The following is a 22,170-nucleotide window of genomic DNA, read 5'->3' as shown; positions in this document are numbered from 1 at the left end:
CAGGCGATCCGGCGCGCGGGGCTGACTACGCTGGGAGGCGCCCCCGATCACCGAGGAGAACCGTGCCCGCCACCCCCGAGGCCCTCGCCCACGCCGCCGATCTCGCCGACTTCGTCGCGGCGTCGCCGTCGAGCTTCCACGCCGCCGCCGAGGTGGCCCGGCGGCTGACCGACGCGGGCTTCGCCCCGCGGGACGAGCTCGAGTCCTGGACGGTGCGCGCCGGCGACCGCGGTCTCGTCGTCCGCGACGGCGCCGTGATCGCGTGGGCCGTCCCCGGCTCGGCGACCGCCGACACCGGCTTCCGCATCTTCGGCGCGCACAGCGACTCCCCGGCGTTCAAGCTCAAGCCGCGGCCGACGACTGGGCGTGCAGGATGGCTGCAGGCCGGCGTCGAGATCTACGGCGGCCCGCTGCTGAACTCCTGGCTCGACCGCGAGCTGCGTCTCGCGGGGCGCCTGGTGCTCGACGACGGCACGGCGGTCCTGGCCGCCACCGGTCCGCTGCTGCGTCTGCCGCAGCTCGCCATCCACCTCGACCGCGAGGCCAACGACCACCTCTCTCTGCACAAGCAGACCCAGACGCAGCCGGTCTGGGGACTGGGCGCACCCGAGTCAGCCGACCTGCTGGGCGAGCTCGCGACGGGGGCGGGCGTGGATCCCGCGCGGATCCGCGGCTACGACGTGGTGACGGCCGACGCCGCACGAGGGGCGGTCTTCGGCAAGGACGACGTCTTCTTCGCGAGCGGACGCCTCGACGACCTGGCGTCGGTGCACGCGGGCCTCGTCGCCCTGGAGAGGTGGGGGGAGGTGTCGTCGGGCGACGGCGACCACATCGCCGTGCTCGCCGTCTTCGACCACGAGGAGGTGGGGTCGGCGACCCGTTCCGGGGCTTCGGGGCCGTTTCTGGCCGACGTGCTCGAGCGCGTCCACACCGGCCTGGGCGCCACCCGCGAGGAGCAGCTGCGCGCCCTCGCAGCGTCGTGGTGCGTGTCGAGCGACGTGGGGCACTCCGTGCACCCCAACTATCCGGACAAGCACGATCCCGTCGTCCAGCCGGTGCTCGGATCGGGCCCCATCCTCAAGATCAACGCCAACCAGCGCTACGCGACCGACGGCGCGGGAGCAGCGGCGTGGCACGCGTGGTGCGCCGCGGCCGGGGTGCGCAGCCAGGAGTTCGTCTCGAACAACGCGGTCCCGTGCGGCTCGACGATCGGGCCGCTCACCGCGACGCGGCTGGGGGTGCGGACGGTCGACGTCGGCATCCCGATCCTGTCGATGCACTCCGCACGCGAGCTGGCCGGCACCGCCGACCTGCTCGCTCTCTCACGCGTCGCGTCGGAGTTCTTCGCCGGATGAGCCCCGTCGGCTCCGCCGGTGCACGACGGCGCGGATGCCGAGGCCGATCGCTGCCGTGACGACGCACGCGGCGAGGGGACGCCAGGCGAGCTCGGGCGTGAGCAGCGCCAGGCCGAAGACGTGGATCGCGCCGTCGATCATGCCCGCGGGGTCGTTCCACATCACGCGGCTGCCGACCGCGTAGCCGACGCCCGTGAGCACGGCGGGGCCGATCCACACGACGAGGACGGCGGTGAGCGCCGCGACGACGCGCCCGACGCTGCGGATGCCCGCCCAGGCGATCGCCGCACCCGCCAGCACGGGGGCCACCCACTGGACCAGCGGCAGGAGGGCGGGCACCTCCTGCGACACGGAGCCGAAGGGGACGATCACCGCGGCCAGCCACGTGCCGGCGGCGACCGCGCCGACCGACAGCCCGACGACGGCGCCGGCACGCGGCGCGCGCGCCACGAGCACGAGGACGCCCGCGGCGGCGAGCAGGGCCAGCACGGTGCCGACGGTCAGCGCCGTGATGTACAGGTCCGCGTCGCGGCGATCCGGAAGGGTCGCCCGCGTGGTGAGCGCGCTCTGGAGGACCGCGGCGCCCTGCACGAGGAGGAGCCCGCCGAGGAGCAGCAGGGTCGCCCACCGGGTGCGCGGTGCACCGAGCGCCCGGCCGGCGATCCCCGCGACGGCCCCGCCCACGAGCAGCATCGCCGCGGCGAGGATCGCGGTGTACGGGTGGAAGGGCAGCAGGACGAACGGGACGTCGGCGGGGATCTCCGACCACAGGTTCTGCACCGGCATCCGCCCGCCCGTCAGGAGCCACGGCAGCAGCGCGACGAGCGCCGCCGCGGCGCCGACGGGGGCGAAGACCCACAGTCGGCGCGCGGGGCGGGCGCCCGATGCGTCCGTCATGCGGTCGGCGCGGATGCCTCCGCGTCGCGGGCGGGGAGCACCCACCCGGCGCGCGGGAAGTGGCAGGTGTAGCCGCCCGGGTGCTTGATGAGGTAGTCCTGGTGCTCGGGCTCGGCCTCCCAGAACGGGCCCTCGGGCTCGATCGTGGTGACCGCCGGCGCCGGCCACAGACCCGACGCGTCGACGTCGGCGATGGTCTCGCGGGCCACGTGCTCCTGCTCCGGGGAGAGCGGGAAGATGGCCGAGCGGTAGCTCGTGCCGATGTCGTTGCCCTGACGGTTCAGCGTGGAGGGGTCGTGGATCTGGAAGAAGAAGGCCAGGATGTCGCGATACGACGTCTTCGACGGGTCGAAGACGATCTCGACCGCCTCGGCGTGACCGGGGTGGTGCCGGTAGGTGGCGTGGTCGTTCTGCCCGCCGGTGTAGCCGACACGGGTGGTCAGCACGCCGGGCTGGCGGCGGATGAGGTCTTCCATGCCCCAGAAGCAGCCGCCGGCGAGGACCGCCGTCTCGGTGCCGGGGGTGCGGGTGATGATGCCGTCGTCGGTCATGGTGACTCCTTCGTTGCTCGACTCAGTTTCTCAGGTCATCGGGGTCAACGCGCGGGGAACGCGGATTGGTCCCGAGGATCCTTCGGGTTGGCTGTGAGCGCGTTCCGGGGCCTGGTCCGCGACGATCGGTCGATGTATCGTCGGGTATCGCTCGATATATCGTTGGAGGACGACATGAATGACGCATTCGGCGGACGCTTTCCCTCGCAGGGCTTCGGCGGCCAGGGTTTCGGGAGCAAGGGATTCGGGAGCCAGGGACTGAGCGGCGCCGTGCCGCAGGAGCTCTGGGACACCCTCGGCGAGCTCAAGAAGGGCTTCGAGCAGACGTTCGGCCAGGGCTTCGGGCAGGCGTTCGGGCAGAAGGTCGGCACGCGCGTCGGCCGCGGCGACGTGCGCGCGGCGATCCTGTCGCTGCTTGCCGAGCAGCCCATGCACGGCTACCAGATCATCCAGCAGATCGAGGAGCGCAGCGGCGGCTCGTGGAAGCCGAGCCCGGGCTCGGTGTACCCCACGCTCCAGCTGCTCACCGACGAGGGCATGATCGAGGTCGAGGAGTCGGCAGGCCGCAAGACCTACTCGCTCACCGAGGCGGGCCGCGCCGAGTCCGAGCACACCGACCGCCCGTGGGCGGCCGCCGAGTCGGGGGAGTCCCCGGCCGAGGCCGGCAGCGGGCGTCACCGCCACGGCGCACTCCCCAAGGCCGGCGCGAACCTCGCCCAGGCGGCGATGCAGGTCGGACGCACCGGGACGCCCGAGCAGATCCAGGAGGCCGTCGAGATCATCGACGACGCCCGGCGCAAGCTCTACGCGATCCTTGCCCAGGCCTGAGCGTATGCGCGGGAGCGGGCGCGCCCGCTACCGCCGCATCCTCCGCTTCGCCGCGCGCGCCATCGCGCAGACCTGGTGGTACGAGCTCGCCCTGCCGCGCGTCGGCCTGCGCTCGATCGCCGACCGCACCCGCACCCGCCGCCTGCAGGCGACGGCGCGGCGCTTCCGCGCGCTCGCCGTCGATCTCGGGGGGCTCATGATCAAGGTCGGCCAGTTCCTCTCGTCGCGACTCGACGTGCTCCCGCCCGAGGTCACCCGCGAGCTCGAGCAGCTGCAGGACGAGGTCCCGCCCGTCGGGTTCGCCGACATCCGCGCGCTCGCCGAGGCCGAACTGGGCGTGCCGCTCGAACGCGCGTTCGCGGCGTTCGACGAGACGCCCGTGGCAGCCGCGTCGCTCGGTCAGGCGCACCGCGCCCGCCTCGCGGCGGAGGACGCCGCGCTGGCCGGCTTCGACGAGGTCGTCGTGAAGGTGCAGCGCCCCGGCATCGACGAGATCGTGGCGATCGACCTGTCCGCCCTGCGCCGCGTGGCCGACTGGCTGAGCCGCGTGCGGATCGTCTCGGACCGGGTGGACATGCCGGCTCTCGTGGAGGAGTTCGCCGCGACGAGCACCGACGAGATCGACTACGTCCACGAGGCCGCCAACGCCGAGCGGTTCGCCGCCAACATCGCGTCGGGCGCCCGTGTGGGCGCGCCGGAGATCGTGTGGGAGCGGACCACCCGGCGGGTGCTGACCCTCGCCGACGTCACCGCCATCAAGGTCAACGACGCCGATGCGCTCCGCGCGGCGGGGATCGATCCGGCCGAGGTCGCCGCGGAGTTCGCCGCCGTCATGTTCGACCAGCTGTTCGGCGACGGCTTCTTCCACGCCGATCCGCACCCCGGCAACATCTTCGTCACCCCGTACGCCGCGGATGCGGAGGGTCGCACCTGGCGGTTCACGTTCATCGACTTCGGCATGATGGGCCAGGTGCCCGAGGGGCTGCGCCGCGGACTGCGCCGGGTGGTCATCGCCGTCGCGGCCCGCGACGGGCACGGCCTCGTCGCCGGCATCCAGGAGATCGGCGTGCTCCTGCCCACCGCCGACACCGCGGAGCTGGAGCGCGCCCTCACGCAGCTGTTCGCGCGCTTCGGCGGGATGGGCTTCGCCGAGCTGCAGGAGGTCGATCCGCGGGAGTTCCGCGCGTTCGCGCAGGAGTTCGGCGAAGTGGTGCGCGCGCTGCCGTTCCAGTTCCCCGAGGACTTCCTCCTCATCATCCGCGCGATGTCGCTGACCTCCGGCCTGTGCAGCTCCCTCGATCCGTCCTTCAACATCTGGGACGCCGTCGAGCCTTACGCCCAGCGCCTGCTGAGTGAGGAGAGCCGCGGTCTCGTGCGGGACATCGCCGCCCGGACGGTCTCCACCGCCGGCGGTCTCGTCCGGCTGCCGGGGCGGCTCGACGACGTGCTGACCCGGCTCGAAGAGGGGCGGCTGGCCGTCCAGAGCCCCTCGGTGGAGCGGCGTCTGGCGCGGCTGGAGCGGATGCTCCGCCGTCTGGTGTCGGCCGTGCTGTTCGGGGCGCTGCTGGTAGGCGGCATCGCGCTGCGCGCGCAGGACGTCGTCTTCGGCACCGTGGTGATGGCGCTGTCGGTGCCTGCGCTGCTGCACGCGCTGCTCGCGGGCATCGGATCCCGCCCCCGCAGGCGCTGACGCCGCGGGGACCGGGCGAGCGCGCGACGCCCTTCCGCGCGGCTCAGACGCGCAGGCGGGCGAGCACGCGGCGCGTGGCGGGCGCGGTCACGGTCTTGGTCGTGTAGCCGGGCTTGCGCCCCGTCATCGTCGCGGTGATCCGTTTGCCGACCTGGGCCTTCGTCGGAGTGAAAGTCGTGCCTGTCGCCCCACGGATCGGCGCGCCGTCGGCGTACCAGCGGTAGGTGTACGCGACGCCGGCGCCCCAGCTGCTGCGCCGGAGGGTGAGGCGGTGGCCGACGGCGGCGTTCCCCTCGATCAGCACGGCACGGGCAACGAGGTCACGCAGCAGCGGCGTCGTCGTCGCCGACTTCTTCACCACGGTCGCCATGCCGCTCGCCTGCCAGGCCACGCGGACGGAGATCCGCTTGCCCGCCTGTGCCGGCGTCGTCAGGAAGTACTTCTCGGTCGCTCCCCGGATCGCCGTGCCGTTCGCCAGCCACTGGTAGCGGTAGGAGACCCCCGGGATGTCCTTGCCGCGGATGGCCGTCAGCATCCGTCCGACCACGGGGGTGCCGCTGACGCGCGGGTCCGGTGCGGGGATCACGCCGACGACCGGCAGGTCCACCTCCGGGTGGAGCACCGCCGTGACGGGGTAGTAGTCGGTGCGGGTGGCGGTGACGGCGACCGAGATCTGCCGACCCGCCTGCGCGTTGCTCAGCCGCAGACTCGAATCGTTCGCGCCGGCGATCGGCTCTTCGTCGGCCATCCACTGGTACGACAGCGTCGCCGCGGCCGGCCACTTCTCCGGGAGTGCGCTGACGACGGAGCCCGCGCGGAGCATGCCGGCGACGGTGCCCGTCCCGGCGAGCATGGTCGAGGCGATCGAGACCTCGTATCCCTCGATGACCGCCCCGTGCGTGACCGTGATCGTCCTGCCGCCCGCGGGCGACGGCGAATCGGGCCACCACGCCGACGCCGATCCGCTGCGCGCGTAGAGCCGGTACGTGCCTGCCGGGATGCCGGTGATCTCGAATCTGCCGGCGCCGTCCACGCTGTCGCCCCGCGAGCCGTAGCGGTTGCGGAGCTCGTTGTCGGTCGGCTCGTCACCGGACCGCCACTGCCGCTCGAGCACCACGTAGCCCGAGGACGCGTGCGCGCCCGAGGGCGACGAGACCACGCCCGAGAGGGTGGCGCCCGACGAGAGCCTCGCATCGATGCGCGTGCTCTCGGACGACACGACGGTGTGCAGGCGGGCACCGGACAGGGTGGCGGCGTCCTCCCAGAACTCGTAGACCGACGGCGTGCTCGATGACGTGTCCGTCGTGCCGAACACGAGCGCGTAGTCGCCGGGGGGAAGACCGTCGAGCAGGTACGGCCTCTCGGTCGACGTGGCTTCGCGTGACCACACGAGGTGCCCGTCCCGGACGACCTGGCGGTAGGCGGCGGCCCACGGGTAGTCGGCCGGCGTCCCGTCGCTCTTCGCGATCTCGCCACTGATCGAGCCTCCGCGCGCGAGGGCGGCGTCGATGCCCTGCACCTGCTGGCCGGTCCCGAGGGTCAGTGCGACGGCGTCCTGCTGATCGACGGCGCCCCCGGGGAGCCCTGTCCACCACTGGGGCAGGTCCACGCGCCAGCGCGGGGTGAAATGGACGGTGTACGCACCCGAGTGCAGTCCGTCGATCCGATAGCGCCCGAGTACGTCTGTGCTCGCCCTTCCCGCGTACGGGGCGTCTCCCGGGCTGAACACGGCGACCGTTCCGCCTTCGACGGGCGCGCCGTCCGCGGTCACGACCGTGCCCGAGATCGATGCCGTCCATTCCTCCGGTGCCGGCTCGGCGGCCGCCGCGGTCGGGAGCGCGAGGAGCAGCGCGAGGACGAGGCCCAGGACGGCCTGACCGCGACGCGCGAGGCGCGATGATCCCATGAAGGTCCCCAGATCCGCGCGCGGCGAGGGGTCCGCGCGCCCGTGCACGATAACACGACGAGCGAGCACGGTACGAGCGCTCCCCAGGTCGAGGGCGGGAACCCGCGCTAGACTGGAGTTTCGTCCGCGCCGATCGGCGCTGGGCATGGTGCATCTACCTGCTTTCGGAGCAAGGCGGCACGTGACAACGAGCTGACTGTTCCGGAGGCCTCTGCATGACGTCGATCACCGACGACCGCTCTCTCATCGCGCACACCGGCTGGGGCTACTTCCCCGTCGCGTTCGTGGCGCGGCTGCCCTTCGCGATGATGGTCGTGGGCGTCCTCACGCTCGTCGCCTCGGTGCGCGGCTCGGTGGCGCTGGCGGGCCTCACCTCCGCCGCCGTGGGCGTGGGCGTCGTCGTCGCCGGGCCCGTCATCGGCGATCTCGTCGACCGCCGCGGACAGCGGCGGGTGCTCGTGCCGGTGGGGCTCGCCAACGGGATCCTGCTGGCGCTGTTCCCGGTGGTCGTCCTCACCGGCATGCCCGAGCCGGTGGTCCTCGCCGCGGGGGCACTCATCGGTCTCACCGCACCGCAGGCCGCCGCGCTGTCGCGCACGCGTCTGGTCGCGATCGCCCGTCACCGCATCGGGGGCGACCGCCGCGAGCGCACGCTCTCGCGCGTGATGTCCTACGAGTCCGCCGCGGACGAGACCGCGTTCGTGATCGGGCCGGTCCTCGTGGGGCTGCTGGCCGCCTTCCTCGCCCCCTGGGCGCCGATCGCGGTCGCCGCCGCGCTCAGCTTCGCGTTCGTCACCGCCTTCGCCCTGCATCCGACGGCCGTCATGGCCGACCGCGATGCCGAGACCGCACCGGCCCGGGCGCCGGTGCGCGATGTGCTGTCGCGTCCGGTGCTCGTCCTCGTCGCCGCGACGTTCGGCGTGGGGCTGTTCTTCGGCTCCACCCTCACCTCGCTCACCGCGTTCGCGCAGTCGACCGGAGACGGCGAGGCGGCGGGGCTGCTCTACGGGCTGATGGGCATCGGGTCGGCCGCACTCGCCCTCACCGTCATGCTGCTGCCGGCGCGCTTCGCCCTGCGCTGGCGGTGGCTCGCGTTCGGCGCCGTGCTGGTCGCCGCGTCGGCCGCCTATGCCCTGGCGGGCGACCTCGTCGCGGTCATCGTCGCGCTCTCGCTCATGGGACTGGGCGTCGGACCGACGCTGGTGACGCTGTTCAGCCTCGCCGGCGAGCGCAGTCCCGCGGGGCGATCGGCGACGGTCATGACCCTGCTGGCATCGGCGCTCACCCTCGCCCAGGCGATCGCGGCGGGAGTGACCGGTGCGCTCGCCGAGGCGACGTCCGCCCAGGCCGCGATGGCGCTCCCGCTCGGGGCGGCCGCGCTGGTCCTCGCTCTGGGCGTCGTCAACGCACGCCACGACCGGGCAGCTGAGGGTCCGTCCGGCGCAGCCCCGGCCCGGGCGCGCTGACCGGCGGCCGCCCTCGCCTGTCTGGCACTGCGCGCGCGTCCGGCGCAGCCCCGGCCCGGGTGCGCTGACCGGCGACCGCCCTGCTACGGTACGGAGCACCGGTCCCACCAACGTCGGGAGAGTCAGTGGCCGCACGCAACACCTGGGTCCTCGTCGACGGCGAGAACATCGACGCGACCCTCGGGGGCTCCATCCTCGGTCGCCGGCCGCAGCCCGACGAGCGGCCGCGCTGGGATCGGCTGCTCGCGTTCGTCGCCGACCGCTGGGAGCAGCCGGCCAAGGGCCTCTTCTTCCTGAACGCCACCGAGCACCTGCCCATGTCCTTCGTGCAGGCCCTGCTCGCGCTCGGCTACCGCCCGGTGCCGCTGTCGGGCCCGTCCGACGCGAAGGTCGTCGACCTGGCCATCCAGCGCACCCTCGTGGCTCTCGCGGAGCGCGACGCCGACGTCGTCCTCGTCAGCCACGACCGCGACTTCGTCGAAGGCGTCACGGCTCTCGCGGGCCCGGGACGCCGCGTGGGCGTCATCGGGTTCCAGGAGTTCCGCAGCGCCGAGTTCGCGTCGATCCCGGGGGTCGAGTTCTTCGACCTCGAGTACGACGCGCACGCGTTCGACGCGCGGCTGCCGCGCGTGCGGATCATCCCCATCGAGGAGTTCGATCCCGCCGCCTTCCTCGACTGAGCCCCGCTGGCGACGGCGACGGCGACCGCGGACGGAAGACGGCTCCAGCATGTCTGCCGCCGGAGGACGGATCCTTCCTGAGTGGGGGAGTCCGGCGCGGTCAGCCGGCGGCGCGGGCGATGGCGTCCGCCACGACGCCGGTGACGTGCGGTGCGACGTGCAGGTTGAGGGCCGGCTCGACCAGCTCGACCTCGAGCACGACGAGGCCGTGCTCGGCGGAATCCACCGTGTCGATCCGGGCGTACAGGGGCATGTCGTGGGCGGTCACCTCCGCCACCGCGCGCAGCACGTCGTCGGCGAAGGCGCGCTCGGCGGGGGTCGCCTCGACGGGTTCGGGGTGCTCGACGTACACGCCGCCGATGAGCCCGCCGCCGGGCGCCAGCAGGGCGCCCTTCGCGATCGCGTGCGTGAAGTGGCCGCCGATCGCGTAGAGCGCCTTCTCGGCGCCGGCGCTCAGCTCGGGGACCTCGGGCTGGATCATGGCGACCCCGCCGGCCGCGACGATCCGCTGGGCGAGAGCGCGAGCTGCGGGGTCGGCCGCGTCGAACAGCCCCGTGTCGCGCGCCCCGGCCGAGACGGCGGGCTTCACGACCACCTGCCCGGTGCCGTGCGCGGCCAAGGCGCGGCGGATGTCGCCGTCCGTGCGCGCGTACTCCGTCGGCACGACGGCGATGCCGGCGCCGGCGAGGTCGCGCAGGTAGTGCTTGTCGAGGTTCCACCGCACGACCGGCGGCGGGTTGAGCACGCGCGTCGCCGCGTCCGCGCGGTCCAGCCACGCGGCGAAGTCGGCGGCGCGCTCGGGGTAGTCCCACGGTGAGCGGATCACGAGGAGGTCGAAGCCCGTCAGGTCGTCGTCGCCGTGCCACACGACCGGCGCGGCGGCCACCCCGCGCTCCTGCAGCGCGCTGAGGAGCAGGGGGGTGTCGTGGTCGGGATCCTCCGCCGGGTAGAAGTCGGTGACGACGATGCCGATGCGGTGCGAAGGGGATGCCACGACCATCCAGCGTACTGGCGCGCTGCGGTACGTCCGCCGCCGGGCGGACCCGGATGGAAGCCCGGATGGGCGACCCGGATGGGTGACCCGGATGGGCGACCCGGATGGGTGACCCGGATGGGAGTCCAGATGGGTGACCTGGATGGGCGACCCGGATGGGCGACCCGGATGGGTGACCCGGATGGGCGAGCCGGCGGCGGTGGTCGGGGCTAGAACGGCGGCGGCGGTTCGGCGTCGTCGACGGGCGTGAACGTGAGCGTCTGCGCGGGCCGATCGACATGGATGCGCCCGGTGGGCGTGGTCCAGTGCAGCACCCCGTCGGGCGTCTGTCTCACCCGCCACGCCGAGTGGTGCTTCAGCGTGTGGTGCCGGCGGCACAGGTGCGCGAGATTCCCGAGCTCGGTGGGTCCGTCGTGTTCCCGGGCGATGGTGTGGTCGATGTCGCAGCGGCGGGTCGGCATCCGGCAGCCGGGGAACCGGCAGTGCTCATCCCTCACCTGCAGTGCCCGCTTCAGCTGGTCGCTCGGGCGGTACCGATCGACGGCGAGGACGGTCCCGGTGACGGGATGGGTGAGGACGCGGTCCCAGCCCGGAGCGCCCGCCGCGAGCCGGCACGCCGTCGCGGTGTCGATCGGCGCGTGGCCGACCAGTTCAGCGGGCGCCGTGTCCGCCCCGAGCACCGTGAGCACGGGCACCGTCACCTGCACGCGGGCGACGATCGCCTCGCCCTCGGGGATCGACGCGTCGCTGATCTGCGCGGTGGCATGACCGGTGAGGAGCAGGTCGGCGAACACGTCCGCCCGCACCTCGCCGACGCCCCGGAGGTCGCGGCAGACCGGCTCCGCCCCGGCGACCGGGTCGTCCTCGCCGTCCACGACCTCCCGGTGGGAGATCTGACGCCGGGCGTACTGATCGAGCCGGTCGCGGATCGCGTGCGCGATCGCAGTCGGGAGGACGGCGATGATCTCCGCCATCCCGTCGTCGAGGTCGCGCACCCACACGTCTCGCCCCGCCGCGGCGACCCGATGACGTTCGTCCAGAGGCATCGGGTGCAACCGTCCCGCGAGCAGCCGCGCCGCCGGTCGCAGCCGGCCCGGTGTCTCGCGCCGCGCGATCTCCAGCGCCGCGGCCTCGTATGCCGCGCGGGCCTCGTCGTCGTCGATCGGCGACCCGGCATCGACGATGACCCGCACGTGCGCCCGGGTGATGTCACCCGACGCCAGGGCGCCCAGGGTCGCCGCGAACCGCGTCGAGACCGCCCATGCCTCCGACAGCTGCCGCTGCACCGTGCGGTCCGACACCCGCAGCGTCGCCCCGATCTGCGCCGCCAGCGAGCGCAGGGGGATGTCCCGCACGGCGGCGGGCGCACCGGCGTCGGCCTGCGCGTCGGCCACCTCCAGCGCCTCGGCCAGCAGTGCGAGGTGCCGGGCGTGCGCGGCCGCCGCCTGGCGCCCGGCTTCCGCGAGGCCTTCGAGCAGCGACTCGATGCGCGTCACGGACACGTCGCCGGACGCATCGCCGGACACGACGCTCCGGGCCGTCGTCGAGGTGCTGTTCATCCCTCCATCATCGCGAGAGGCTCCGACGCCCGGGCACCGAAATCCCCGATCAGCGGCGCTTCCTGTGGACAACCACTGCGCGGGCCCCGCTGGGGAGGAGGCTCCGCACGGGGCGCACCCGCATCGGCGGCGGTGCGGCGGCATCGTGCCGCCTCGCCTACGCTGGACCCATGAACAAGGGGACCGTCTGGACCATCGTCGGAGTCGTCGTCGCGGTCGTCATCGCCTGGGTGCTGGTGAACGTGCTGTTCAGCCTGATCGCCTTCGCGTTCAAGCTGCTCGCGGTCGCCGTCGTGGCGGTCATCGTCTACTTCGTGCTGCGCAGCGTGTTCCGCCGCGCGGAGTGAACGCAGCCTGATCCGCTGCCGCGCCGCGGTCGCGCCTCGCGCGCGAGGTCGGACGGCGATCGACGGCGATCCGGATCCGGCGACCCCGGGCGCGCGCGGCGTGAGTAGCGTGGACGTATGACCACGACCAGCCAGCGTGCCCAGACCCTGTCCGCCCTCCACGCCGCCCCCGAGATCCTGCGCGTCGTCAACGTGTGGGACGTCGTCTCGGCGAAGGCGATCATCGAGCTGCCCGAGACGCGGGCCATCGCGACCGCCGGGCACTCCATCGCCGCGACCTTCGGCTACGCCGACGGCGAGAACATCCCGCTCGACCTCGTGCTCGACATGGTCGGCCGCATCGTCGAGGTCGCCGGCGACCTTCCCGTCACCGCCGATCTCGACGCCGGCTTCGGCGACCCCGGCGAGACCGTCCGTCGCGCCATCGGCGTCGGCGCGGTGGGGGCGAACGTCGAGGACCGGCTGAAGCCGCTCGCCGAGTCGGTCGCCGCCGTCGAGGCCATCGTCCGCGCGGGTGAGGCCGAGGGCGTGCCCTTCGCGCTCAACGCGCGCACCGATGCGTTCGTCCGCGGGGGCGACCGCCCGGTGGCGGACTCCATCGCCGATGCCATCGAGCGCGGCCGCGCCTACCTCGGCGCGGGCGCCGACGTCGTGTTCGTGCCGGGCATCCTCGACGCCGATGTCACCCGCCAGCTCGTCGAGGGCATCGGCGAGCGCAAGGTGTCGGTCATCGGCCTGCCCGGCGCGCTGACGGCGGCGGAGTACGAGGCCCTGGGCGTGGCCCGGATCTCCTACGGCCCGATGACGCAGCGGGTCGCCCTCACGGCGCTGCAGGACGTCGCGAAGGAACTCTACGCCGACGGCGCGATCCCCGCGTCGACGCGCGCGCTCAACTGACGAGGCGGCCGCGCCGTCACGGGATGTGGCGGCGCACCGCCTGCAGGAAGCCGTCGGTGTCGTCGACCCACAGACGCACCGTCGACACGGTCTGATCGCCTCCCCGCGGCGCGAGCCCGGGGAGGCGCACTGTCGTCGGCTGCTCGAGCGCGATCTCGACACTGGTGGCGTCCTGCATCCGCAGCGACAGCACGCGGGCTCCCTCCGGGCCGTCGATGCGCGGCGACTTCGGCTGATCGGTGCGGGGAGCGCGGGCGACGGACGCGATGACGTCCCAGGGGAGGTCGATGTCGATCTCCAGCCCCTCGCGCACTCGGATGCCGCCCGGTCCCACGGTGTGCGGGCGCATCCGGTAGGCGCAGAGGAGCCCGACCATCCATGTCAGGCCCCAGATCCCCAGTACGAGCAGACCGATGCGCACCGGGGGCCAGGGATGGACGATGAGATCGATGATGGGGATCTCGACGGCCGACAGCACGATGAAGACGACGAGGATCGTCCGGACGGGCGCGTCGTAGCGGAAGCCGCTCGCCCCGGGCGGCAGGGCGGGGCGTCGTGCGAGCGCCCGGCCGATCGCGGCATAGATCCCCCGCTCCATGTGCAGCGCCCGGCGTGCCCAGGAGGCCGCACGCGCGCGGCGGGGCGGTCGCATCGTGGGTGCGGGGGTGCGGTCGACCTCCGTCATCGCGTGCTCCGTGCCGCGGCGCCGGCCGCTTCGTCGGCGATCAGCTCGGCGAGCCGGGCGGCCACCGCGTCGAGCCCGCGTTCCAGGGCGTCGCGGTCGGCGGGCGCGACGGCGGCGCGAAGCTGCGCGCTGAGGTCGGCGTGGCGGACGACGGTGCGCTCCATGAGCGCGGCGCCGTCGGGGGTGAGGGCGACCAGATGGGCGCGGCGGTCGCCCGGATGCGCCGTGCGCCGGAGGTGTCCCGAGGTCTCGAGGGCGTCGACGTGGGCGCTGATCGTCCGGGGAGTGAGGGCGAGGCTCTCGGCGATCGCCTGCTGCGTGACCGGGCCGGCGTGGTGCACGGTCCACAGCACCGCCATGCGCGCTTCGGACAGGGGGGTGCCGTCGTACTCCCGTGCCATGTCCTGCTGGAACAGGTGGGACACCAGCAGGAGGCGATCGAGGAGAAGAGGATCGGGCATATGCGTACCCTACCTCATAGTTACAGGATGTAAGAAAACGGAACGAGGATGTCGGGGCCCGATGTCAGACTTGCGGCCATGACGCGCTTCGCCATCGATTCCGCCACCGCGCTGCGCCTGGTCTCGGGCGGCCGGGTGCCGTCCCCGCCGCACACGCTCGTCGGCCCGGCGGTCCTGCGCACCGACGCGCTGGAGAGCCTGTATCGCGGCGTGCGCGCCGGCCGTCTCGCCGACGCCGAGGGACGTCGCCTGCTCGACGGCGTCGCGACCCTGAAGATCCGCCTCCTCGGTGACCGCGTCTCCCGGGCGACCGCGTGGCGGATCGCCGGGCGGCTCGATGCGGACGACACGCGACAGGCCGAGTACCTCGCCGTGGCGACGCTGCAGGCCGATGTCCTGATCACCGACGATCCCACCCTCCGCGCCGCCGCGGAGCGCATCGGGGTGCCCCTGGGCGAATTCGACGATCTCCTGCGCTGACTCGATCCGCGCTCAATCCAGCGCGACGAGCAGCGTCGCCGCGGCGAGCACGACGCAGACGGGGGTCATCGCGAGGCGCTCGGGAACGCTCCGCGAGACCAGGTTCATCAGGATGCCGACGGTGAAGTAGGCGAACAGCACCCACGTCGCGGCGGTCACAAGCGGCAGGTCGGAGCCGGGCAGGACGCCCGCGCGCGCGAGCAGCAGCCACGCGAACGCGGCGTAGAGGAGGACCGACACCGCACTTCCGATCCGCAGCCGCGCCGGCAGCACCCGGTGCGCCCCGCCCCAGACGAGCCGCCCCCACGGGGCCCCCGCGGCGACGCAGATCTGCAGCACCGCCAGTGCGGACAGCAGTGCGACCGCCACGGCCGCCGCGATCATCGCCATCGGGTCACCGCCACACGAACACCGCGACGAGGAACACCGCGTAGACCACCGCGGCGGTCAGGGCGAGACGATTCGACGGCGGCGACCATCGGCCGCGCGCCGCGGCGATCGCGAAGGCGCCGGCCAGGAGCGCCCACACCGCGGTGTGGCCGACGTCCACGACGAGTGCGCGCAGTCCCGTGGCGCCCGGAACCTCGACGCCGTCGCCGACGGTCGCGAAGACGACGGTCACGGCCGTCGCCGCCGCCGTGGCCGCGAGGAACCACGGCCGGCGGGATCCGGCGCCCCGGGGCGGCCGCGGGCCGTCCGCGGCGCTCATCGCGTGCTCCCGTCGAGCTCGGCGATCCAGTCGGCGGCGAGCCGTGCGGTCCGCAGTCCGTACTCCAGCACGGCGCGCTGGTAGGCGAACACGGCGCGATGCTCCTCCGGCAGCGTCGGCGACTGCGCGTCGAGCTCGCGGCGCACCGCGTCGAGCTCGGCCAGGGTGGCGGCGGCCTGCTCCTGCGCGGCCGCGAGCACCCGGCGCCGGTCGGCCGGGTCGTCCAGGCGCCCGAGGAGGAAGACCTTCGCCAGGAGGATCGTCTCGGCGTCGGCGCCGCCGGGGAGGGGGGCCAGCATCCAGTCGCGCCACTGCGCGCGGCCGGCGGGAGTGATCGTGTGGAGCTTCCGTCGCCGCGCGCTGGCGGGGTCGTCGGAGACGGTCACGGCGCCGTCGGCGACCAGCTGGGTCAGGCTGCGCTGCAGGCTCCCGTAGCTGGCGCTGTAGAACAGCGAGATGCCCGCCGTGAACCGCTTGTGCAGGTCGTACAGCGACAGCGGTCCGGCCAGCAGCAGGCCGAGGATGACAAACGGCACGACGCCTCCGATCTATATATCTCTGAGATATATAGATATCCCTGTGAGGGATATGGCGCAAGTGTCAGACGAAGCGCAGCCAGTTGGCGCCGCGCCCGGTCTCGGCCCGCTGCAGAAGGGTGAGCTCGGCGCCGTCGACGGCGTAGAGCGACACCGTGGTCGACTTCTCGCCCGCCGCGACGAGGTAGGCGCCGTCGGGGCTCGTCGCGAACCCCCGGGGCTGGGTCTCGGTGACGGTGAAGGCCTCGGGGGGCGTGAGCGACCCGTCGGGCGCCACCGCGAGGGCGCCCAAGGTGCTCTCGGTGCGCTCCGACGCCCACAGGTACCCGCCGGCGGGATGGAGGTCGGCGCCCCAGATGTAGTGCTCGGCGAGCGGGTCCGCGCCGAACACGCTGTGCCCGAGCCCCTTGGTGGGATCCACGAAGGAGGCGGCGCCGCGCAGGGTGAGCAGCCCGGTGCCGGTGTCGCGCGCGTAGTGGAGCAGGTCACCCGAGAACTCGGTGATGACGTACACCGCATCCTGCGCCTCGTTCAGCACCAGATGACGCGGCCCGCTGCCGTCCGGTGCCGCGGCCGTGGGCTCGTCGAGGGGCGTGAGGACGAGGTCGGGTCCCAGTGCGTACTGCGCCACGAGGTCGGCGCCCAGCGACACGAAGTACGCGAAACGACCGTCGGCGCTCGGCAGCACGGAGTGCAGGTTCGGGTAGTGGATCGTGGACACGGGCGCCCCCACGACACCGTCGGCGACCTCGCTGGTGATGCCGTAGCCGCCGCCGTACGAGGCGCCGAGCAGTCCGGTGCCGCTGCGGGTGAGAGCGAGGTAGTTCATGCCGCCCTCGGGCAGGTCGAGGCGCGTGCGCGGCGTGAGCTCGCCGGTCGCCCGGTCGAGCGCCAGGGTCAGGATGCCCGCCGGCTGCCCGGGCTCGGCCCCCTTCACGGCCGCGTAGACGAGGTCGCGCCGGGGGTCGATCGCGAAGGTCGAGCAGCCCGTCACCCCCTCGGTCACGGTCAGCCGCTCGAGGCGGCCGTCCTCGAAGCGGAAGGTGCTGAGGGTGCCGTCGGCGGCGTTCGCGACGAGAAGCAGGGAGGAAGCGGTCACCGTTCGATCGTAGGCCGCGACGCCGCCCCGCGCGGCGGCGCGACGGAGCCGGGGTCCTCGGTGCCGCGTAGCCTGGACGGGTGACCACCGAACCCCTGTCGTCGTCTGCGCACGGCTCAGCCGACGCCGGTGCGGACGCCGGTGCCGATGCCGGTGCGCGCGCGCAGCTCGCCGCGCTCGCCGCAGCCGGAGGGTCCGTCTTCGCCCGTGACATCCCGCCGGTGGAGCCCGGCTCCCGCGCCGCCGCGGTCCTGATCCTGTTCGGTGTGCTCGATGCCCTCCCGAGCGACCGGGCCGCGACGGCGGAGGTCGTCTCGCGAGACCTCGACGTGCTCCTGCTCTCTCGTGCGGCCACACTCCGCTCCCACCCCGGACAGGTGGCGTTCCCGGGCGGGCGGGTCGACGACGGCGACGAGGGTCCCGTGGCGGCTGCGCTGCGCGAGGCCCGCGAGGAGACCGGCCTCGACCCGGCGGGCGTCGATGTGCTCGGCACGCTCGCCGAGATCCCGCTCGACTACTCCCGCCATCTCGTCACCCCCGTCCTGGCGTGGTGGCGTCAGCCCTCTCCCGTGCGCGTGGTCGACGTGGCCGAGTCGGCCGACGTCTTCCGCGCCCCGGTGGCCGACCTGCTGGATCCGGCGAACCGGGGCGTCACGGTCGTGCGACGCGACGGCCGGGAGTGGCGCGGCCCGGCGTTCCTGCTGCCGGCGCCGGCAGGGGCCGCCGCGCACCTCGTCTGGGGTTTCACGGGCATCGTGCTCGACACGCTCTTCACCCGTCTCGGGTGGACCGAGCCCTGGGACGACCGCCGCGAGTTCCCGCTCGACGTCTGACGGCCGGGCCCCGCGACGGCGCCGGCTCCGTACCGGGCGCTCGCGGGGCGTCGGCCGCCGGAATGCTCAGATGCGCACGCCGTGCGCATCTGTCTGCTCATATGAGCAAACGACTGCTCAGAAGTTGAGATCATCGTCCGCGACTCTCTAGCGTCGGGTCCGGCACCACTGACCAAGGAGGTTCAGATTCCATGAAGAAGGCACCTATCGCCGTCGCCGGACTGGCGACGCTCGCACTCGCGCTGAGCGCGTGCTCGGTGAGCACCACGCCCGGCGGTGACGCCAGCGCTCCCGGCGATTCGGGCGACATCGTCGTCGGCTTCAGCCAGGCCACGCAGCAGTCCCCGTTCTACGTCGAACTGGGCGAGGGCGTCGAGCAGGCGGCGGAGGCGGGAGGCGCGTCGCTCGAGTACGTCGACGCGAACGGCGACATCACCAAGCAGAACAACGACATCGAGGACCTCATCACCCGCGGGGTGGACGTCCTTCTCATCAACCCGGTCGATCCGCAGGGCATCGCGCCGAGCCTGGCGTCCGCGAAGGCCGCGGGCATCCCCGTCGTCACCGTCGACCGTCCCGCCGACGGCGCCGCCGCGCACGTCGGACGCGACAACGTCGCCATGGGCGAGCTCGTCGGCGAGGCGCTCAAGGAGGCGCTCGGCGACGAGGGCGGCAAGATCATCGAGATCCAGGGCGACGCCGGCGGCACGGTCGCCATGGACCGCTCGGAGGGCTTCCACAACGCCTTCGAGGGCGACGAGGCGGTCACGATCGTCGAGGGCCCGTACGCCGAGTACATCCGCTCCAACGCGGTGACGGCCATGCAGGACCTCCTGCAGTCGAACACCGACGTGCGCGCGGTCTACGCCCACAACGACGACATGGCTCTCGGCGCGCTGCAGGTGCTCGCCGAGAACGGGCGCACCGACGTGCTGGTCGCGGGCGTCGACGGCCTCATGGAGGCGGTGCAGGCGATCGCCGACGGCGACCAGTACGTCGCGACCGCGCTGAACGATCCCATCGCCCTGGGCGCGACGGCCGCCGAGACGGCCCTCGCCGTGGCCGCGGGCGAGTCTGTCGACGCCGAGATCGACGCCGGCACCGAGCTGGTCACCGCGGCCAACGCCGCAGACCTCGTCGGCAGCACCCTGTTCGCGCAGGCGAAGTAAGCACGACCCCAGCAACACGATCGCCCCCGGGGCGACGCGGGCGGAGAGACCGCCCGCGTCGCTCGCGGGAACCGCGCGGGAAGACGCGCAGGAATCACGGAGGAGACCCATGTCCGACACCATGACCGCCGCAGTGATGCACGCCCCCGGAGACATCCGGGTCGAGCGGATCCCCGTCCCGGAGATCGGCGCCGGAGACGTGCTCGTGAAGGTGGCCGCGTGCGGTGTCTGCGGCTCCGACATCCCGCGGATGAACTTCTCGGGCGCCTACTATCACCCGATCGTGTGCGGCCATGAGTTCTCCGGCCACATCGTCGAGGTCGGCGCGGAGGTCGCGGGACTCGAGGTGGGGCAGCTGGTCACCGTGCCGCCGCTCATCCCGTGCTACGAGTGCGACAGCTGCCGCGAGGGCCACTTCTCGCTCTGCGAGAACTACGGCTACTTCGGCAGTCGTCAGGACGGCGCCTACGCGCAGTACGTCTCCGTCAATGCGGGCAACGCGTTCGTCATGCCCGAGGGCGTCGACCCGCGAGCCGCCGCGATGATGGATCCCTCGGCCATCGCCCTCCACGCCATCTACCGCACGGGTCTGACCGAAGGCTCCCGCGTCGCCGTCATCGGGGCGGGACCGATCGGCCTGTTCGCCGTGCAGTGGGCGAAACTCCTCGGCGCCCGCGAGGTGCTCGCGGTCGACGTGAGCGCCGAGAAGGCCGCGATGGCCGTCGAGGCCGGTGCCGACCTCACCGCCAACGACGACGAGCAGGCCCGCGCGCACGCCGGCCTCGGCTTCGACGTCGTGATCGAGTCGGCGGGCGTCCCCGCCACCGTCGCGCTCGCCACGACGCTCACCGCCCGCCACGGCGAAGCGGTGTTCATCGGCATCCCGCATTCGCCGGTCGAGCTGGACAAGGGCACCTTCAGTCACTTCCTCCGCAGGGAGGCGTCGCTCCACGGCAGCTGGAACTCCTTCTCCGCGCCGTTCCCGGGACGCGAGTGGGTCGAGTCGGCGGCGGCGCTGGCGGACGGCCGCCTCCGGTGGGAGTTCATGATCACCCACGAGCTCGGTCTCGACGCCCTGCCCGAGACGATGAAGCAGCTGGGCGAGCGCTCCATCTTCAGCTCGAAGGTACTGTTTCTGCCGAACCAGGACTGAGAGAAGGCGGGAACGATGGGGTTCTTCCTCGCGATCGACATCGGCACCGAGGGTGCGCGGGCCGGCGTGTTCGACGCGGCCGGGCGGCGCCTCGGCGACGCTTCGGCGGCGTACGTGACGAGCTATCCGCGCCCCGGCTGGGCAGAGCAGAATCCGAACGACTGGTGGCGCTCCGCCGTGCAGGCGGCCCGCCGCGCGCTCGCGGATGCCGACGTCACCGAGATCGACGCGGTCGGCGTCGCGACGACGGCATCCTCCGTCGTCGTGCTCGACGAGCACGGCGAGGCCCTCCGCCCCGCGATCCTCTGGATGGACAGCCGTGCCGTCGCCGAATCCGCCGAGACGGCGAGGATCGATCATCCGGCGCTCGCGTTCTCGGGCGGCTCCGACAGCGCCGAATGGCTCATCCCGAAGGCCATGTGGCTCGCACGTCACGAGCCCGAGGTGTACCGGCGGGCCGCCCGCATCGGAGAGTCCGTCGACTACCTGACGCTGCGGCTCACCGGCGAGTGGGTCGGCTCGCGGATGAACGCGACCTGCAAGTGGAACTACGACCACCGCGTCGGGGTGCTCCCGGTCGACCTGTACGCCGCCCTCGGCATCGAGGATCTCGCCGACAAGCTGCCGGCGGACATCCGTCGCACCGGAGCGATCGCCGGCGAGCTGTCGGCGGCGGCGGCCGCGGAACTCGGGATCGCGCGCGGCGCAGCGGTGTTCGCCGGCGGCATCGACGCGCACCTCGCGCTGGTCTCGATGGCGGGACTGCCCGGGGAGCCCGTGGCGGTCGTCGCGGGCACCTCCAACGCCTTCATCGCCGAGCTCGATGCGCCCGTCTTCTCGCCCACGATCTGGGGCCCGTATCCGGGCGCCCTCACCGAAGGGCGGTGGCTCGTGGAGGGCGGACAGATCTCCGCCGGCGCGGCGCTCTCGTGGCTGTCCGAGCGGATCCTCGGCGTGACGCGACACCGGATCGGCGACCTGATCGCCCGGGCCGAGGCCGTGGCGCCCGCCTCGCACGGGCTGCTCGTGCTCGACCACTTCATGGGCAACCGCACGCCGCTGCGCGACCCGCAGCTGCGCGGCGCCATGCTCGGCTTGTCGCTGGGCACCACCCCGGAGCACATCTACCGGGCGACGGTCGAGGCTGTGACTTTCGGCACCCGGCAGGTGCTCGAGTCGTTCGAAGCCGTCGGCGTCGACACCGCGAACGTGTACGTGACCGGCGGCATCCGCCACAACCGGCTGTGGATGCAGACGACGGCGGACACGCTCGGACGACCCGTCGGGCTGATCGACGGCGAGAACCTGACCACCCGCGCACTGGGCATCCTCGGCGTCGCCGCGGTGACCGGCGAGCGGGTCGCCGATGTGGCCGCGAGGTTCGCCCCCGCGTACACGCTCATCGAACCCCGGGCGGACGCCGTCGCCCCGCTGCGTGCCGCCTACGAGCGCTACCTCGAGGCGACCTCGCTGGTCGCGGGGATCAGCGCCGGCCTCGCCGACGCGGCAGCGGGCCGCGGGACGGTGGCGACCCGATGAGCACCGACGACACCCTCGCCGTGCGCGCGGCGGAGCTGTGCTACCAGGACGGCAAGAGCCAGGCCGAGGCCGCCGCCCTGCTGGGGATCAACCGCTGGAAGGTCGGCCGGCTCCTCGCCTACGCGAAGGAGACGGGGATCGTCCGCATCGAGATCGCCCACCCGCGGGCGCGCCGGCTGCCGCTCGAGCGCCGGCTGCGCGAGGAGTACGGGCTGCGCGACGCGATCGTCGTGCCCGCCCTCGCCGACGAGGGCGAGCAGTCGGAGCGCGTCGCGGCGGCGGCGGGGGAGTACCTCGCGTCGCTGCGTCCCGTGCCCCGCACCCTGGGCATCAGCT

The 22,170-nt window shown here is 73.2% G+C and carries 24 protein-coding genes; 13 read left to right on the top strand and 11 right to left on the bottom strand.

Features of this window, described 5'->3' with window-relative positions:
- The first annotated feature begins 62 nt into the window (after positions 1–62).
- Entirely contained in the window at positions 63–1,355 is a 1,293-nt protein-coding gene (locus tag QQZ13_RS16050; RefSeq protein WP_284530579.1) for a M18 family aminopeptidase, read from the top strand.
- On the opposite strand, the gene QQZ13_RS16045 is transcribed toward QQZ13_RS16050, so the two are convergent.
- Together QQZ13_RS16045 and msrA are read right to left on the bottom strand one after the other, a co-directional pair.
- Positions 1,323–2,252: a hypothetical protein gene (locus QQZ13_RS16045; protein WP_284530577.1), complete on the bottom strand. Its 930-nt coding sequence runs from the start codon at positions 2,250–2,252 to the stop codon at positions 1,323–1,325. The two genes, QQZ13_RS16050 and QQZ13_RS16045, sit on opposite strands and share 33 nt — an antisense overlap.
- Entirely contained in the window at positions 2,249–2,803 is a 555-nt protein-coding gene (msrA, locus tag QQZ13_RS16040) for a peptide-methionine (S)-S-oxide reductase MsrA (protein WP_284530574.1), read from the bottom strand. The genes QQZ13_RS16045 and msrA overlap by 4 nt, the downstream gene beginning before the upstream one ends.
- A gap of 174 nt (positions 2,804–2,977) precedes the next feature.
- On the opposite strand from msrA, the gene QQZ13_RS16035 reads away from it, so the two are divergent.
- Positions 2,978–3,631 carry a PadR family transcriptional regulator gene (locus tag QQZ13_RS16035; protein ID WP_284530572.1) on the top strand — a complete coding sequence of 218 codons (654 nt, stop codon included), beginning with the start codon at positions 2,978–2,980 and terminating at the stop codon, positions 3,629–3,631.
- A 4-nt stretch (positions 3,632–3,635) separates the two neighbouring features.
- Positions 3,636–5,321 carry an AarF/ABC1/UbiB kinase family protein gene (locus QQZ13_RS16030; RefSeq protein ID WP_284530570.1) on the top strand — a complete coding sequence of 562 codons (1,686 nt, stop codon included), beginning with the start codon at positions 3,636–3,638 and terminating at the stop codon, positions 5,319–5,321.
- A gap of 43 nt (positions 5,322–5,364) precedes the next feature.
- Here QQZ13_RS16030 and QQZ13_RS16025 read toward each other — a convergent pair whose 3' ends face one another.
- Entirely contained in the window at positions 5,365–7,227 is a 1,863-nt protein-coding gene (locus tag QQZ13_RS16025; protein WP_284530569.1) for a carboxypeptidase regulatory-like domain-containing protein, read from the bottom strand.
- A gap of 215 nt (positions 7,228–7,442) precedes the next feature.
- Between QQZ13_RS16025 and QQZ13_RS16020 the strand changes: the two genes are divergently transcribed.
- Both QQZ13_RS16020 and QQZ13_RS16015 read left to right on the top strand, forming a co-directional pair.
- Positions 7,443–8,693, top strand: coding sequence for an MFS transporter (locus QQZ13_RS16020; protein ID WP_284530568.1), 1,251 nt, complete (start codon positions 7,443–7,445; stop codon positions 8,691–8,693).
- A 125-nt stretch (positions 8,694–8,818) separates the two neighbouring features.
- A complete protein-coding gene (locus QQZ13_RS16015; RefSeq protein ID WP_284530567.1) occupies positions 8,819–9,373 on the top strand; it encodes an NYN domain-containing protein in 555 nt (184 codons plus the stop codon).
- Positions 9,374–9,473: 100 nt separating this feature from the next.
- On the opposite strand, the gene QQZ13_RS16010 is transcribed toward QQZ13_RS16015, so the two are convergent.
- Entirely contained in the window at positions 9,474–10,373 is a 900-nt protein-coding gene (locus QQZ13_RS16010) for a RimK family alpha-L-glutamate ligase (protein ID WP_284530566.1), read from the bottom strand.
- Positions 10,374–10,576: 203 nt separating this feature from the next.
- On the bottom strand, positions 10,577–11,926 hold the full coding sequence (locus QQZ13_RS16005) for an HNH endonuclease signature motif containing protein (protein WP_284530565.1): 1,350 nt from the start codon (positions 11,924–11,926) through the stop codon (positions 10,577–10,579).
- Between the two features lie 170 nt (positions 11,927–12,096).
- Between QQZ13_RS16005 and QQZ13_RS16000 the strand changes: the two genes are divergently transcribed.
- Complete coding sequence (locus QQZ13_RS16000; RefSeq protein ID WP_284530564.1) at positions 12,097–12,273, top strand: hypothetical protein; 177 nt, start codon at positions 12,097–12,099, stop codon at positions 12,271–12,273.
- Positions 12,274–12,390: 117 nt separating this feature from the next.
- Positions 12,391–13,170: an isocitrate lyase/phosphoenolpyruvate mutase family protein gene (locus tag QQZ13_RS15995; protein WP_284530563.1), complete on the top strand. Its 780-nt coding sequence runs from the start codon at positions 12,391–12,393 to the stop codon at positions 13,168–13,170.
- A gap of 16 nt (positions 13,171–13,186) precedes the next feature.
- Here the strand turns inward: QQZ13_RS15995 and QQZ13_RS15990 are convergent, their stop codons facing one another.
- On the bottom strand, positions 13,187–13,855 hold the full coding sequence (locus tag QQZ13_RS15990; protein WP_284530562.1) for a hypothetical protein: 669 nt from the start codon (positions 13,853–13,855) through the stop codon (positions 13,187–13,189).
- On the bottom strand, positions 13,852–14,316 hold the full coding sequence (locus QQZ13_RS15985; RefSeq protein ID WP_284530559.1) for a MarR family winged helix-turn-helix transcriptional regulator: 465 nt from the start codon (positions 14,314–14,316) through the stop codon (positions 13,852–13,854). The genes QQZ13_RS15990 and QQZ13_RS15985 overlap by 4 nt, the downstream gene beginning before the upstream one ends.
- A gap of 78 nt (positions 14,317–14,394) precedes the next feature.
- On the opposite strand from QQZ13_RS15985, the gene QQZ13_RS15980 reads away from it, so the two are divergent.
- Entirely contained in the window at positions 14,395–14,796 is a 402-nt protein-coding gene (locus QQZ13_RS15980; RefSeq protein ID WP_284530558.1) for a hypothetical protein, read from the top strand.
- Positions 14,797–14,808: 12 nt separating this feature from the next.
- Here the strand turns inward: QQZ13_RS15980 and QQZ13_RS15975 are convergent, their stop codons facing one another.
- The 4 genes from QQZ13_RS15975 to QQZ13_RS15960 all read right to left on the bottom strand — a co-directional run bounded on the left by QQZ13_RS15975 (position 14,809) and on the right by QQZ13_RS15960 (position 17,140).
- Positions 14,809–15,186 (bottom strand): hypothetical protein, encoded by a 378-nt coding sequence (locus tag QQZ13_RS15975; RefSeq protein WP_284530557.1) that lies wholly within the window; start codon positions 15,184–15,186, stop codon positions 14,809–14,811.
- Between the two features lie 4 nt (positions 15,187–15,190).
- A complete protein-coding gene (locus QQZ13_RS15970) occupies positions 15,191–15,505 on the bottom strand; it encodes a hypothetical protein (RefSeq protein WP_284530553.1) in 315 nt (104 codons plus the stop codon).
- A complete protein-coding gene (locus tag QQZ13_RS15965) occupies positions 15,502–16,041 on the bottom strand; it encodes a PadR family transcriptional regulator (protein WP_284530552.1) in 540 nt (179 codons plus the stop codon). Before QQZ13_RS15965 ends, QQZ13_RS15970 begins: the two co-directional genes overlap by 4 nt.
- 64 nt (positions 16,042–16,105) lie before the next feature.
- Positions 16,106–17,140 (bottom strand): beta-propeller fold lactonase family protein, encoded by a 1,035-nt coding sequence (locus QQZ13_RS15960; protein ID WP_284530550.1) that lies wholly within the window; start codon positions 17,138–17,140, stop codon positions 16,106–16,108.
- A gap of 212 nt (positions 17,141–17,352) precedes the next feature.
- Here QQZ13_RS15960 and QQZ13_RS15955 point away from each other — a divergent pair, with 212 nt between their 5' ends.
- From QQZ13_RS15955 to QQZ13_RS15935, 5 genes are all read left to right on the top strand, one after another.
- Entirely contained in the window at positions 17,353–17,973 is a 621-nt protein-coding gene (locus QQZ13_RS15955; protein WP_284530659.1) for a CoA pyrophosphatase, read from the top strand.
- Positions 17,974–18,164: 191 nt separating this feature from the next.
- Positions 18,165–19,142 carry a substrate-binding domain-containing protein gene (locus QQZ13_RS15950; RefSeq protein WP_284530549.1) on the top strand — a complete coding sequence of 326 codons (978 nt, stop codon included), beginning with the start codon at positions 18,165–18,167 and terminating at the stop codon, positions 19,140–19,142.
- A gap of 109 nt (positions 19,143–19,251) precedes the next feature.
- Entirely contained in the window at positions 19,252–20,295 is a 1,044-nt protein-coding gene (locus QQZ13_RS15945) for a galactitol-1-phosphate 5-dehydrogenase (protein WP_284530547.1), read from the top strand.
- A 15-nt stretch (positions 20,296–20,310) separates the two neighbouring features.
- Positions 20,311–21,834, top strand: a complete 1,524-nt coding sequence (locus QQZ13_RS15940) for an FGGY-family carbohydrate kinase (protein WP_284530546.1) — start codon at positions 20,311–20,313, stop codon at positions 21,832–21,834.
- The coding region (locus QQZ13_RS15935; RefSeq protein ID WP_284530545.1) for a sugar-binding domain-containing protein at positions 21,831–22,170 on the top strand (340 nt) is incomplete at its 3' end. The genes QQZ13_RS15940 and QQZ13_RS15935, both read left to right, overlap by 4 nt.

It is taken from the genome of Microbacterium sp. T2.11-28 (genome assembly GCF_950097975.1).
In the GTDB taxonomy this organism is placed as follows: Bacteria; Actinomycetota; Actinomycetes; order Actinomycetales; family Microbacteriaceae; genus Microbacterium.
Note: the sequence above shows the minus strand (reverse complement) of the source record. Positions and strands in the feature narration are given on the sequence as shown.